General features: G+C 45.6%; 11 protein-coding genes. All 11 read right to left on the bottom strand.

All coding sequences use genetic code 11. From position 1 onward, the window contains the following. Window positions 1-116: 116 nt before the first annotated feature. The 11 genes from HRU42_RS07160 to HRU42_RS07110 all read right to left on the bottom strand — a co-directional run bounded on the left by HRU42_RS07160 (window position 117) and on the right by HRU42_RS07110 (window position 12,982). Window positions 117-1,808 carry a glycosyltransferase family 39 protein gene (locus HRU42_RS07160; protein WP_295029847.1) on the bottom strand — a complete coding sequence of 564 codons (1,692 nt, stop codon included), beginning with the start codon at window positions 1,806-1,808 and terminating at the stop codon, window positions 117-119. Between the two features lie 55 nt (window positions 1,809-1,863). Next, complete coding sequence (locus HRU42_RS07155; RefSeq protein ID WP_295029941.1) at window positions 1,864-2,460, bottom strand: class I SAM-dependent methyltransferase; 597 nt, start codon at window positions 2,458-2,460, stop codon at window positions 1,864-1,866. A 203-nt stretch (window positions 2,461-2,663) separates the two neighbouring features. Then, window positions 2,664-3,041: a GtrA family protein gene (locus HRU42_RS07150; RefSeq protein ID WP_295029845.1), complete on the bottom strand. Its 378-nt coding sequence runs from the start codon at window positions 3,039-3,041 to the stop codon at window positions 2,664-2,666. Further along, complete coding sequence (locus HRU42_RS07145) at window positions 3,034-3,981, bottom strand: glycosyltransferase family 2 protein (RefSeq protein WP_295029844.1); 948 nt, start codon at window positions 3,979-3,981, stop codon at window positions 3,034-3,036. The genes HRU42_RS07150 and HRU42_RS07145 overlap by 8 nt, the downstream gene beginning before the upstream one ends. Before the next feature lie 9 nt (window positions 3,982-3,990). Beyond that, window positions 3,991-5,166: a glycosyltransferase family 4 protein gene (locus HRU42_RS07140; RefSeq protein ID WP_295029843.1), complete on the bottom strand. Its 1,176-nt coding sequence runs from the start codon at window positions 5,164-5,166 to the stop codon at window positions 3,991-3,993. Window positions 5,167-5,941: 775 nt separating this feature from the next. Beyond that, on the bottom strand, window positions 5,942-6,241 hold the full coding sequence (locus tag HRU42_RS07135) for a hypothetical protein (RefSeq protein WP_295029841.1): 300 nt from the start codon (window positions 6,239-6,241) through the stop codon (window positions 5,942-5,944). A 137-nt stretch (window positions 6,242-6,378) separates the two neighbouring features. Further along, on the bottom strand, window positions 6,379-7,266 hold the full coding sequence (locus HRU42_RS07130) for an FAD:protein FMN transferase (protein ID WP_295029838.1): 888 nt from the start codon (window positions 7,264-7,266) through the stop codon (window positions 6,379-6,381). Window positions 7,267-7,382: 116 nt separating this feature from the next. Beyond that, window positions 7,383-8,837, bottom strand: coding sequence for a DUF3570 domain-containing protein (locus HRU42_RS07125; protein WP_295029836.1), 1,455 nt, complete (start codon window positions 8,835-8,837; stop codon window positions 7,383-7,385). Next, window positions 8,824-9,057, bottom strand: a complete 234-nt coding sequence (locus HRU42_RS07120; protein ID WP_295029834.1) for a DUF4266 domain-containing protein — start codon at window positions 9,055-9,057, stop codon at window positions 8,824-8,826. Before HRU42_RS07120 ends, HRU42_RS07125 begins: the two co-directional genes overlap by 14 nt. Window positions 9,058-9,103: 46 nt before the next feature. Further along, entirely contained in the window at window positions 9,104-9,628 is a 525-nt protein-coding gene (locus tag HRU42_RS07115; RefSeq protein ID WP_295029833.1) for a TlpA disulfide reductase family protein, read from the bottom strand. Between the two features lie 84 nt (window positions 9,629-9,712). Continuing rightward, on the bottom strand, window positions 9,713-12,982 hold the full coding sequence (locus HRU42_RS07110) for a DEAD/DEAH box helicase (RefSeq protein ID WP_295029940.1): 3,270 nt from the start codon (window positions 12,980-12,982) through the stop codon (window positions 9,713-9,715). Window positions 12,983-13,566 lie beyond the last annotated feature (584 nt).

Below are 13,566 nucleotides of genomic sequence, written 5' to 3'. Positions count from 1 at the left end.
ATTTAATGGAATTAGTATACCTAATGGAATTACGATACCTAGTCGACACTCAGGGAAGGCTTCAACAAACAAAAATATTCACTTGGATTACTTGTCGTTTAATGGAATTACGATACCTAGTCGACACTCAGGGAAGGCTTCAACAAATAAGGATATTCACTTGGATTACTCATGGTTAATCTGTGTACACTGCGCTTAGAAAAAGCCCATGAAAGGGTACATACTCCCCCTTCTGTGGCCTCTAATTTAACCTTTCCCGCCTGCTGGGTTAACATTGTGCCGTCTTCTATCCAGAGACCATCAAGCTTACAAGGTTTACCCCAGGTATTACTGATCCGGTAAACACCACTCAAGATCAAGTGTGTGCCCCGCTTATGCAGAGTAGAAACTCCCGGAGCCATCACTTGAGGCGAAATAGCAAGATAATGGTCGAACAATGCTTGTTTATCTCGGGCAAGTAACCAATGTGGCAATCTATAATTAACAATAATCAGTACAGGTTTAACGTCTTTTATTTCTTGCCAGAGGTCATAATCTCCTTGAAGATACTGAGCTAACTTTATCTTAGAGGTACGCCAATGAAAGGTAGAAGGCCTGAACAGGCCTATGCCTTCATAGGCAAAAACAGCCTGTTCCGCTTCTGTGTTTTCCATAATAAACTCATTGAGAGCTGCCTGGTGACTGAGGCGTTCGGATACAGCATAGCCATAAAATTTACCTAAGGTAGCAGATAAAAACACGGCCGAAAAAACGATAGACAGGACAACAAATGACCTAGTTGCATGAGGTGAAATCTCAAACAGTTCTTGTAGAGTCAATGCGACCAAGACTAAGACCAAGGGGTACAAGCTGGTCAGGTTATAGGCATAGTAATGAGGATTAAATAGCACAGAAGCCAAGCCCAGTATCAATAAATAATATACGCTGAACCTCTTTTTCATGCTGAGTTTACTTGTTCTCACCAAAAACAACCCGGCTCCGGTTAAGGCAAAGATCCAAAAAAGGGCATCTTGGTTAAATGCTTGCTTAAAAACAGCAAACTTGAGGCCCGCTACAGATATCTCGCCATCCATTGAGCTGGCCATCAGTTTAGCGGTAACCGCAACATACCCTAGTAACACAGAGTCAAAACCTAACATCCAGGCATAAGGGATAAACACCAGAGCCATCCCCAGAAAAAGATAGGCTAATGCCGCCATGACAAGGGTTAACGCCCTGCGTTCGATAATCATCGCTTGCATAAAGAACAAGGCCAGAGGCAAGACGATAATAATGGACTTAAATTTGAATAGAAAACCTATGCCTATGAGTGCACCAACACATAAAATTTTAGTCGGTGACAAGATGGCGTCTTTAGTGTTGAAGATAATAATAATTTGCAGCCAGAGAGCCAGAATAAAGAGATCGGGCCTCAGATCTAACCCCCTAAGATACATAGGCGTACAGATCAACAAGAAGACCACGGCAAGGAGAGAGATATTCTTGCTGACAATAATCTGCAAAAGGTAAAAAAGCTGCCAACTTATGAGTGATAGCATCAGTAAGATGATCGCCCTGAACAGGAATATCAATTCGAATCTGGGTCCGATCAAACTGGCAATGGGGGCCAAGAGATCAAACAACAAGGTATAACTATCGACATTAAAATCGATTCCAGCGACATGGCCAATGCTCATGCGCCAGATGGTGTATAGCGCCATATAATCATCGTTCACCATGGCTGAATTAAACAAAATACTCAGATAGAGAATGATGATCACGCCAAGCGCACTCAGCTCTAGACCCTGTGTCAATCCAGTCTTATTCATTTTTCTAAAGGTGCTCACAGCGTATATGCTCGATCAAATAATAATCCTGTGTTATTCAATTATTTTTCTGAAATAACCACATCCGCTTCGTCATCCATCGATCCGGCCAATAATGTTCCAACCAGATGAAGAAATTTAGCATAGGTTGCGGCATGAAATTATAAAAAAAACTGGGTAAAATCAGCAGACTCTTGACACCCAAGATAGAAAAATCATGGTTGCGAGCGAGTTGCACTACACTTTGCTCACTATTGGTATAGAGTTGGCCTCCCAACCTAGTTGAAAACACGCGAGTCCAGGTTCTCGGCGACCAGCTGAGAGTGTCGGCAATAAGAAATCCTCCAGGAGAAATGATCCTTGAGTACTCTTTAAACACTCGATTTTGTTCGTCGCTATGGAATAAAAAACGACTGGATAACAGGCACGAAAAAGCCTTGTCATCGAAGGAGGTATGGTAAATATCTTGTTTCGTGAAATGAATATTTTCATCTCGATATTTCGTCTGACACAGTGATAACATGGCATCCGAAAAATCTGCAGCAGACAGACGATCAAATTTAAATCCGAGAAGATGCACCAACATTCTTCCCGTACCCGTAGGGATATCTAATAGCGAATGTCTATTATTAACGCGTTCAAGAAAGTCAGTGATGGCTAGAGATTCACTCAGATGTACGTACTGACCACCCAGCTTATTAAACCTTAAGTCATCATATCCCTGAACGGTCTCTTCATCGCTATAAAACGTTTGTTTTTGCTCTTTTATCGTTTTAATTTTGCCATCCCCTCTTGTTGCAGAACCTGCCCGAATAGATTAGGCCGAATGTTTCACAGTAATCGCATCAAAAAACTGGTCTAGTCTGTTTTTTTTCCCTGTATCCTAAGATTAAAAACCAGAGTGAGAGACAAGATATAGACCAGAGGAAACCGTACAAGCACCACACAAATCTGCGCCAGATAGGCACTCAGGAACACAAACTCAATCAAGACATAGAGCAAGGTCATGCCAAACAAGATCGCAACCGCACTGAGCAAGATAAAGCGGAAGTAACTCCACCTGGTCGTCATCACCGCAAATGTATAGGCCGCATTCAGCCTATAGCTAACAGAGGCTCCAAGAACATATGCCATCACAGAGGCTAAGAGGTAATGGCAGCCCGCATAGATCAACACAGAGAAAAAAACATAGCTGATTAAGCTGTTCACCACCCCTACCAAAGCAAACTTAGCCATCATGATCTTGATCTATATTTTTGGTATACCTGATCCAATACAGAGGTCTTGATTGGCCCTGTTCGTAGATACGACCTATATAGGCACCGAGCAAGGCGATAAAAAACAGCAACACGCCGGTGAATAACACCTGGAAGAAGATGATCGACGTCCAACCTTCTATCGCAGTGCCGAAAACAAAACGACTAAACATCGCCTTCACCAGATAAATAAAGCCAAGAGACCACATTAAACTCGACACGATAAACATCAACCTTATGGGAAACTGAGAAAAATTGAGCATGGCATCGACCGCCAGATTGGTCATTTTTATCAAGGTATATTTAGTTTCCCCCCCGTAACGTGCACAACGTTCATACTGAATGATGGTCTGTTTAAACCCAACCAAGACGAACAATCCACGTAAAAACTTATGCTTCTCTCTGAACCTGATGATTGTTTGTCTCACTGGCTTAGTAAATGCCCTGAAATCACCACAATCTTTGATTATCTTCACTCTTGATGTGTGTTTGATGACCTGATAAAACAGTTTGGCCGAAATAAGTTTAAAGGGACTCTCACCACTCCTGGATTTACGTTGGGCATGAACAACATCAAAGCCTAGATCAATCTTAGCCAAAAATTCAGATAACAGTTCCGGAGGGTCCTGAAGATCGATATCTAAGGTCACATTGATATCCCCAGTGGCATTTTCTATGCCAGCAAACAGGGCCGTTTGATGGCCGACATTCGCGGCCAGATGAATCACCTTCAAACGTGGATCCTTCTGAGCTAGCCGGTCTAATATGGCCAGGCTCTGATCGACACTGGCATCGTCGACAACGATAAACTCAAACTCATACTCTTTATGCCGGTCTGCGACCGAACATATCCGCAAATAATATTGCTCTATCACTGAGTCTTCGTTGTAACAAGGCGCTATAAGGCTGATTATCCGCATCGTATTGGCCTAAGTTAAAGAATTAAAGTAACCTTCCACAAAACTGTCTAATGTCATGCCATCTCTGATCCGCACTTTCTGTGAGTGTGAGACCTTTTCAAGTAAGCTTCTGTTGCTGGCTAAGGTCAAAATCATCCTGCTGGTGGACGATAAATCAAAGAGATCCAGTTCGAAGGCATTTTCCCCTAAGTTAACGAGTTCCGCTAACTCAGGATAGTCAGGAACCGCTACCGGTAAGCCTAACGACATGGCTTCTATAATAACATTGGGCATCAAACTGGTTCCCACACAAGTACGCAGCGGCAATAACAACAAATCGGCATGGGACATTTCTTCTAACACGTTCACCTCATCTTTAAAGTGTACCCTATGCTCCAGATTTGACTGTTTTACTAATCGATAAAGCGGCTTATTATCGCCAAAGCCGCTTAAGGCCAATATCAGTGTAAACTCTAACGCTTGGCTAGCCTCCAGGTATTTCGCTAACTCGATCAGGGAATCCACTCCTTTAGATTCTTTGGCATGACCTAGATATAATAGTACAAAATCATCGCTTTGCACTCTCGATGGCGGTAAAACAACCAGGGGCAACTCCTCAAGGGAAAACACTCCGTTTCTAATCAAAATAATGTCATTAACGCCATGAACTATCAGCTGCTTACGCTGATATTCACTATGCACTATGATTTTTTTAAACCGCTTAAGAGACAGGGTATACAGGAAGGAACTGAAAAAAGAATTTCCAATGAAAATATGTAAGTATTTCATCGAGTTTATCAGAAAATATTTAAAATTTTGTTTAAGTTCACCGAGTGTAAGGTAGGACTGCCAAATGGAGACAAGGGTTTTCTCTGACGCCGATTGACACAGAAACAAGCTTAATAGAAATGATTCTATCGGCGTCGCTATATGAAAGTTAATGACCTTATAATCGACATGACTTCGATTGATATCTCTGCATATTAACCACAAATTAATGACCGACTCGGCTAAAGATGAATAACGACTGATGGGCCGATAGAAGACTTTTTCAATGTTCTGCGAGGTTATAAAATCCGTCGGAGTATAGGTCACCAGCCTCTCTCCTTTCCGGGAGAGGCCTTCTACCAGATTGACAAAATTCTTACTGATGGCCTCGTTCTTATCTGCTCTAAATCGATGCAAAGCTAAGCATATTTTATCCATCTAGCGTCCTATAAACCAATGTTCATCATGAATTTATAGTCTATGCAACTTAAATTAGGCAATAAAAACACCAAATATAGTGTACCGAATCTTTTTATACCATTCCGAGTAAGTATCTGATGTCGAAGGAGGGAATGTCTTATTTTGTATGGAACAAGATTGACCATGCAGTCATATATCGAGAACATTCAACGTAGCATAAAGGGCTTTGCCCTTTGCTTTAAACATCAGCTGCACTGTGGTACGGGGAGCTCTGGGAGTATGTATTGCAATTCAACTCAGCTGCTGCGTTTGAGCTTGCGAATAAAATAATCATTTTTCATACGACCAATCGGACTGACAACTATACTGGGCACAAACAAACTCGAATATAAAAAATAATAATCAGTCCTGTTCATGAGTAACACATGCACTATTAAAAAAAGATCCGTCATCGAGGGACAGCTTAGGCACACATGAATGCCATTATTTTCATTTGCACTATGTAGAGATGAAATCTTGAGGCTAGTGTCGCAAATACTGCGGCAAACCGGAGGGAATGCTTCGGTATTCAGATACGGTGGCGAGGGGTTAATTATCTTGTTTAAGGGCAAGAACTCGAATCAATGCTTGCCCTATCTCAATAAGCTAACAAGTAAAATAGCAACTATGATGTATTCAAGGCCGCAGATAAAGCGCTGTACCGGGCCAAGAATGGCGGCAGAAACAGAGTGACAAACTTAAGGTTTGCCTCATAGCCTTATTTGGGGCCTGTCAGCTCAAACAGTCTCGGCATCTATGAGTGTGTCGATTTGCTTGCTAATACATTATGACCGTCGATATCCGGGTGACCGATAAGCTTGCCATCAAACTCGATTAAGCCATATTTCCGTCTGATATTTTCCGCCAAGATAACGCCTGACACCGCACCTAAGCCCATCAAGATATAGATAAGATTCAGATCCATCTGCTCACGAATATCACAGATGATCAGGCCCACAATTCCCAGCGCCAAGGTGGGGGCCAGCACTATGGCTAGCCATTTAAACACAATCACGGATCCCGCTATCACGTTGAGAAATATTTTTTCTGGCATTCCTTGCTCCCTCATTATCACTATTATCATTAAGTCTCATCACCGTCATGGATTAGATAGCACTAGGCAATAAGACATATTATGTCTCAATTAATCTAACAAATACATTATGATATTACAAGTAGTCAGCAGATATGCTAGTTGCAGATATGAAAATCGACATTCTGAGAGGCCATAAAAGTCTGGGCATTGGCGCCTTGTAACATGGCTATGGTGGATAACATGCCTGCCACTAAACAATTGGCGGCCATAACGGTCACAGACAGAGGGGCCCGTTCCAGCGGATAACCTGTGTTAGGGTTCAGTATGTGCCCATATCGCTTGCCTTCATCGAGTAGATAACGCCGAGTGTGACCGCTAGTAGCCAGCCCGCCACACGTTAAGCTGATTGTCTGACGGGCATGGTTCAATGCGCTGGGATCTTCTATTCCCACCTGCCAGGGCTTATCGACGATCGAAGCGCAGGCTATATCACCGCCTAGATTCACTAAGGCGGGTACGTGTGGATAATCAAGCATCAACAGGCTTGCCGCCCTGTCACAGGCATACTCCTTGGCGATACCGCCCAAATCCAGGCTCATGCCTCGAGGAAGATAAAGCCGCGACGCCTCTATGCTTAGCTGGTCAAAGCCGACATATTTGAGTGCCCTCTCGATAGATGCTGAACTAGGCACATTTGCATCTGGGCCAAAGTTCCAGAGCTTCAAGATGGGTCCCGCCGTGATATCGAACATGCCATCACTTAAGTCGAAGCACTGCTTAGAAAACACCAAGAGCGCCGAGGTTTCTACGTCGATATTCTGCCAGTCGCCAGCATTAGCATTGAGCCTGCTAAGCAAGCTGCGAGTATTGAAGCGGCTGTACTTTTGCTCTATGCGCCGTGTTTCGTGCAAAACCTGATAGGCCATGGCAAAGGCCTGGGCCTTATCGACTGTGCGTATAAGCACCTCACAGCGACTGGCCATGGCATTAAAACTCGCCAGATGCCCCCAGGAAGTGGCAGCCAATGACAGGTCTTCGCTCATGGACAGTTTCCCTCTTGACGGGGGGTCTCGTCACTCATCAGTACTCACCATCACAGGAGTGACCAGATCATAACAATGACTGACATTGCTATTGCCATGCCGCGGCATAGCGACCATTAAAATGACAATCCCAGCTGAAAAATGATCGCCTTAATACTTGGATATAACTCATGGTGAGCCAGCTGGCCAGTGGCTTGTTCTCCATTAGAATAGGGATCTTGTTGATAATACTCGAGGCGGTAGCTGGCCTGAGTGCCGTCAACTAAACTATGACCCATTTTTATGCCAAAGGTATAGGTATTCATATTACCGATACGATAATCTGCCGATGCAAACTCAGGGAGTCCCTCACCTGAATTTAAGAAAGCCCGATAAAATCTGGCCGCTTCTTGTCTATAAAACCTCAGGTGCAGCTGGCCAAAAAAAGTTGCGCTGAAATTGTACCTATAACGAGTCTCGAAGGTATGTGAGGACACGCCCCAGTCATCATGGCTAAAACGATAGGCCAGATCTGTCACCCCGGTGGATAATGCATGTTTACTGAACAGATAAAAGCTCTGCTTGATACGCTCATGGGGTCGACTCTCATAAAGATATGCCTCACTGGTTCCCGACACATCAAGCAGACTGAGCACCTTGTAGGGATCTGTCATATATCCTTGCAAAGAAGACAGGTTATAGCTGACTTGTACCAACATATATCGATTGATGATCTGGGTTAAACCGACGCTGAGATCCACAGTCTGTTTATCGGTACTCGCTATCTGGCGGGTCTTATCAAATTCTGTTCTGAATTCGGCTTGGGAGTCAAAATCATCCCTAAACACCATCTTGCTCAATGCCACAGGCCGTCCTCCCACAGGATCGACCAGATCATAGTAATAGGCCATCCCTAACGACAGCTGAGTGTTATTCTTGTTAAACGTACGTTCCAATGCCGCATTAATGCCCATGGAGGTGTAGTCATATTCTCTCGACAGATACAGCCCATGATTACTGCTCCAGTCAGGTGACCATATCTCGGCCCAGTTGCCACTGAGTTGTATTCGAGTGTCTTTGAAGGTGTCATCTAACGGAGTATTACCCGAGTCGATATTGTATTCGCCATTACCTGACGGACGGGTAAAAGTCTGGCGTTCATCTTGGGGCACGGCGCCATTGGCCGAGGAGCCAGTCAAGGTATCTAGCACCAACTTGCCTTCGTAAACCCGCTTATCGCCCACGGCTAGCTTAAGATTGAAGATCCCCTCGGCTACCGTCACCCTGTCCTGCTCAAGATAATAGAGTAAGGCGGCGTCTATTTCAGCTGGTTCTGTCTCATCTGTATCTAAGGTGACGGCTTCATGGGGAGTGATGGCAGCGGCGACTCGAGTGTCTCTGCCGATGGGATCATCATCTACTGAGTCTCTTTGAGCGGCAAGGGCCACCGAGCTCGTCATGCTCAGCAGCGCTATGCTGGCAATCGACAACGCCTCGGCAATCGAAGGGGCACTAGCACAGAGACTTGTACCGATTTTTGGCCCAGTTCCAGTGGATGATTTTAACTCATTGACCGATTCAGTTGCAGCCACAACCGCCCCCAGCGAGCGCTCGGCCACCACTGGTGCCCTCTTTACTGAAATAAATATGATCGTCCAAGGTCAGATCCAGTTTTTCACTGTCCAGCGCCATGTCATCCCGGGCAAACTGATCCCGCTGCCAAGGCTCGACGCCTAAACCCGCACAGGCCGTCAAAGATAAACATACCAAGATTGCCAGGCTTCTACTCAGTTCAGCTTCGAATATCATCATCTCTCGCCTCTAATTTGATCGACTCTCCCGCGCATGGTCATGCTATTCACTGCTGGTCTGTGCTCTGTTCCGGCTTTGCTTGTTTAAGGTAGTGTAAAATCTCGGCTTCATAGTCCGCCTTATGCTCCCCATAGAAACCCACGTGTGTAGCGACTAATTGCCCTTGTCGATTGAATAGGTAGCTGCTCGGCATCCCCAAGATATCGAATTGTTCTGCCACCTGAGTCTTGGGATCATAGGCGATAGTGAAGTCTGCAGAAATCTGCCCGAGAAACTGACGGGCGAGTGATATGTCATTGTCTAAGTTGATGGCAATGATCTTAAGCCCCTGCTCAGCATACTTATGATGCATCTCATTCATCCAGGGGAATGACTTTCGACATGGGCCACACCAAGATGCCCAAAAGTCGATATAAATCAACTCTCCGGAGAATTGAGATAGGGCATAGCTGCGCCCGTCTGCGTCCTGGACACTGAGATCCAGGTTTGGGGCCGCCCAGAGTGAATTCACTTGAAATAGTATGCTCAGTACCAGGCCAATTTTAACCCATTGGCTTAATCGCTTTAACATTAATAGCTGCATATTAGAGCCCAAAAACTCAGTGTATTAAATTAGTTATACACCGAGTAATGGATTAGCGCCATTTATAAGAGATCAGTCATCCAGCTCTATCGGCTTAAGCAGCTCGAGCCAGTCATCGCCTGTCATCTCAGAAACAGTCAGACTCTCTTGCTGGTAGATGCTCTGTGCTAGGTTATGTTTAGATTCCTGCAGCAGCTGTATCCTCTCCTCAACGGTATCCTTACAGATGAGTTTATAGACAAACACCGACTTGCTCTGGCCTATCCGGTGCGCCCTGTCACTGGCCTGCTGCTCGGCTGCTGGATTCCACCAGGGATCGGTATGGATAACCACATCGGCAGCGGTTAGATTCAAACCCGCGCCCCCCGCCTTCAAGCTAATCAAGAATATCGGCACCTCACGCTCTTGAAAACGCTCAACCAGTGACCCGCGATCCCGACTCTTCCCCGTCAGCTCAACGAAACTAATGCCTAGCTTCTCCAAGAGTTCCCCTATCAGACTCAGCATGCTGGTAAACGAGGAGAAAATTAATACTCGCCTGCCCTCTTCGAGCATGCCGGGCAGCTTAGCCGCGAGCCAGTTTAACTTTCCCGAGCGAGTATCGAGCCTGCCTACGTCATCGAGAGGCTGCACTCCATGGACAGATATGCGACCACCAAACTCATCAATATCTGATGTTACTGAGCCGATATCAACACCGGCATTGGTGAGATCTGATGGCTCCATATTATCGAGTTTAAGTAAGTCCGGATGACAACAGACCTGCCTGAGTTTGAGCAAGGCATTGCTGATGGCTAAGCGGTTACGTTTCACTCCCGAGACAGACACCGCTTTTCTCATCTCTGCCGACATGGTCAAGCGGATCGTTTCATACAGGTCCCCCTGAGTCTCGGTCAGATTGATATACTCATTGATCACCGTCTTATCGGGCAATTCTGTGGCGACCTCAGATTTAAGCCGACGTAACATGAACGGCGCAATTCTCTGCACGAGCGCCCGGCGACGCTCATCATCTTGCTCTTTCTCAATCGGCACTTGATAATGCCGCTGAAACTGAGCATAGCTACCGAGAAAACCCGGCATCAGGAAGTTAAACAGTGACCATAACTCCCCCAGATGATTTTCTAAAGGCGTACCGGTTAAGCAGAGTCTATGGGTCGAAGATAAGCTGGCAACCACTCGACTAATGCGACTACGCACATTCTTGATGGTCTGAGCTTCATCTAAGATCACCAGATGAAAGTGTTGCTTGGCCCAAAACTCAACATCTTGTTGCAGTGTGCCATAGCTGGTGATCAAGAGATCGCAGCTATCGATCTTAGCTTGCAAATTGTGACGTTTAGGCCCAGACCAAAGCAGCACCCTAAGTTCGGGGGTAAATGTCCCAGCTTCATGGAGCCAGTTCGCTAATAGGCTCGTTGGCGCGACCACTAAACAGGGATGAGACAAGTTACCGGCCTCTTTATCGAGCAAGATACTACTCAAGGTTTGGATTGTTTTACCCAGACCCATATCATCGGCGAGTATTCCACAAAATTCGTGCGCCTTTAAAAACTGTAACCAGTTTAATCCCAGCTGCTGATACTCTCTGAGCTGGGCATTGAGCCCCACAGGCGGTGAAACAGCAACATCTATTTGTTTAGCCTTAGCGCCGCGACCTGCTGGGCCTTGGTCAGCTGAACTCACTGCTAAATAAGAGTAAAGTTGCTGAGCCTTTTTCTGTAACCAGTGACTGCCCTGCCAATGCCAGTCTTGCTGGTTAATTTTATCTCGATCAGCCAATTCTGCAATGCGAGTCAGCTGATTCATGGACATGGTTAATGTCTCATCGACTGACAGCGGTTTTCTCTCGTACAGCTCCACCAGTACAGATAAAATATGCTTCACTCTGTCGGCAGGCAGAGACAGACGCTGACCTGAGTCGAGCTCCATGAATACCGTGTCTGTGTCGCTTAAGTTTTGCAGCAAGCCCTGTCTTATCGCTTTGACCAGATAGGGCAATAAATTGATCTTCTTGCCATCTACTTCGACACCCAGTTCAAGGTCGAACCATTGCTTATCTGCAGCTTGATGACTCACCTCTCCATACCAGGTCTGGACTTGGACCAAGCTAAACCGATTGATTAATTGAAAATCAATCGACCAGCCAGCCAACATCAGACGCCTTATGGCAAGCATCTGTTGACTCAACATCTCAGGTAACTGGCGATCTCCTAGCTGGAACTGATGCCAGACTATGGGTTCAAATCCAGATGAAAGCAGAGGAAAATCGGACAGCTGAATACTCATTTCAGAGGCGAGCTTGAGCAGATGCGGTGACTCGCTGGCGACAGCAAAAATGTCGGCTAAACCACACTGCATATTATCGCTGATGAGGGAGAAGCTAGCGATCTGTAAATCCAGATGACTCTGCTCATCCCAGGGAAACTCAATCCCCCTGCGATACACGGTAAGTTTAGGCGTCCATTCCCTATCATCATCTGCGACTCGCTGCACATATTCAGCGTGCTGTTCATCGCTGAGTTCACCCAGAGATGGGGGCAAGTCGGTCAACACCAGACTCATACTGGCAAGGTCCAGGTATTGCCCTGAAGCCACTTGATATAAGGCGCTTGGCTCGACAAAATCATCGAGGTAATGAGGCTCAATTTTGAGAAAACCTTGCTCGCAATGCAGCCAAAAACAGCGCTGAGTCGCCATTAATTGGTAAAGGAATTCACTGTCACACCTTGCTCCTAACCCTAAGGAAAGCGTCTCTTGCTGAGCGGCTCTCGTCTCATCATCCAACACTTGGGCTACTTCTCTTAACCTATGCAGTAAGTAAACGTCGGTTTGAGTCACAAATTTTGGCAAGCTGGCTCGATCCAATACCTCAAAGCCTAAATCTGTCTTGATTGAGTATTGACCTAGTTTACTGACATAGCCTTTATGGACGCTCAGGTGTAGCGACCCCTCCCTTGTTGATAGCAAGTACACCACTCTATGTCGGGCCATATTAGGATAAGGATCGTAACGTTGACTCAGCTCGGTCCTCAATAACCTGAGTGCGGTATCGGCACGTTTCGTTTCACTCGGATAGGGAATGATGGGGTCTTGTCTGGCTAGATAATCAATGGCAATGGCGGCAAGATGAATGCAAGGTAACTGTGACTCGCTACACTGGCTGCACACAGTATTAGCGGAGGCAAGGACTGGACCCGCAGACCAGTCTAATCTGGCAGTGACCAGTGATTGCATAGCATCACCGCCATCAAGCCCCTCAGAGATTATGCGCTGATCTTTAGTCGAGCTAAACTTCGCAGACAACACAGGTCCACTGTAGTCAATATCGACCACCGTCATTTCCAGTAAAACCTGCAGCCCGTCAAATATTACTGACTGGCTAAAATAATTTTCTAGTGGGATCAATCTCGCCTTCCAAGCATAATTGTCGGTTCAAACCCAAAGGCGACTCAGGCGACAGCACCTGTGTCCAAGCGGGTAAACCATTTAAATTAAAATGAAAGGGAGAATTATATCATCGATGAGGTGACGGCCTGTATATTATTTTATTGCGCAATAAATGCCATTTTTCATCCTTATCCTTATCCTTATCTGCATCCCCAGAGCCATAGCCTGTTGAATAAAGCGATCACACCGTTCTGGTTAATTAACGTCTGTAGATTAACGGTTCATATTGAGCCGGTTCTATAACCCATTTTAGCTTTCTGGCAAGCTATCGCTTGCCGCAATGTAATTCTTGTCATTCCCACCATTCAACACTCGTCATAGCCGCAATTTAATACTTGTCAACCCACCATTCAACACTCGTCATTGCCGCAATTTAATACTCGTCACCCCACCATTCAACACTCGTCATTGCCGCAATTTAATCCTCGTCTTTCCCGCAATGCTTGTGGGCGGGAATCCAGCCCTTTTGGCTAGCC

Origin of the sequence: Shewanella sp., assembly GCF_013214165.1 — a bacterium.
GTDB lineage: Bacteria > Pseudomonadota > Gammaproteobacteria > Enterobacterales > Shewanellaceae > Shewanella.
The sequence above is the reverse complement of the archived record's forward strand: the minus strand, read 5'-3'. Positions and strand labels throughout refer to the sequence as shown.

Bases quoted from the DNA above. Each gene is read 5' to 3' on its own strand.
- HRU42_RS07160 (WP_295029847.1), bottom strand. From the start codon at position 1,808: ATGAATAAGACTGGATTGACACAGGGTCTAGAGCTGAGTGCGCTTGGC.
- HRU42_RS07150 (WP_295029845.1), bottom strand. From the start codon at position 3,041: ATGGCTAAGTTTGCTTTGGTAGGGGTGGTGAACAGCTTAATCAGCTAT.
- HRU42_RS07145 (WP_295029844.1), bottom strand. From the start codon at position 3,981: ATGCGGATAATCAGCCTTATAGCGCCTTGTTACAACGAAGACTCAGTG.
- HRU42_RS07140 (WP_295029843.1), bottom strand. From the start codon at position 5,166: ATGGATAAAATATGCTTAGCTTTGCATCGATTTAGAGCAGATAAGAAC.
- HRU42_RS07135 (WP_295029841.1), bottom strand. From the start codon at position 6,241: ATGCCAGAAAAAATATTTCTCAACGTGATAGCGGGATCCGTGATTGTG.
- HRU42_RS07130 (WP_295029838.1), bottom strand. From the start codon at position 7,266: ATGAGCGAAGACCTGTCATTGGCTGCCACTTCCTGGGGGCATCTGGCG.
- HRU42_RS07120 (WP_295029834.1), bottom strand. From the start codon at position 9,057: ATGATGATATTCGAAGCTGAACTGAGTAGAAGCCTGGCAATCTTGGTA.
- HRU42_RS07115 (WP_295029833.1), bottom strand. From the start codon at position 9,628: ATGTTAAAGCGATTAAGCCAATGGGTTAAAATTGGCCTGGTACTGAGC.
- HRU42_RS07110 (WP_295029940.1), bottom strand. From the start codon at position 12,982: ATGACGGTGGTCGATATTGACTACAGTGGACCTGTGTTGTCTGCGAAG.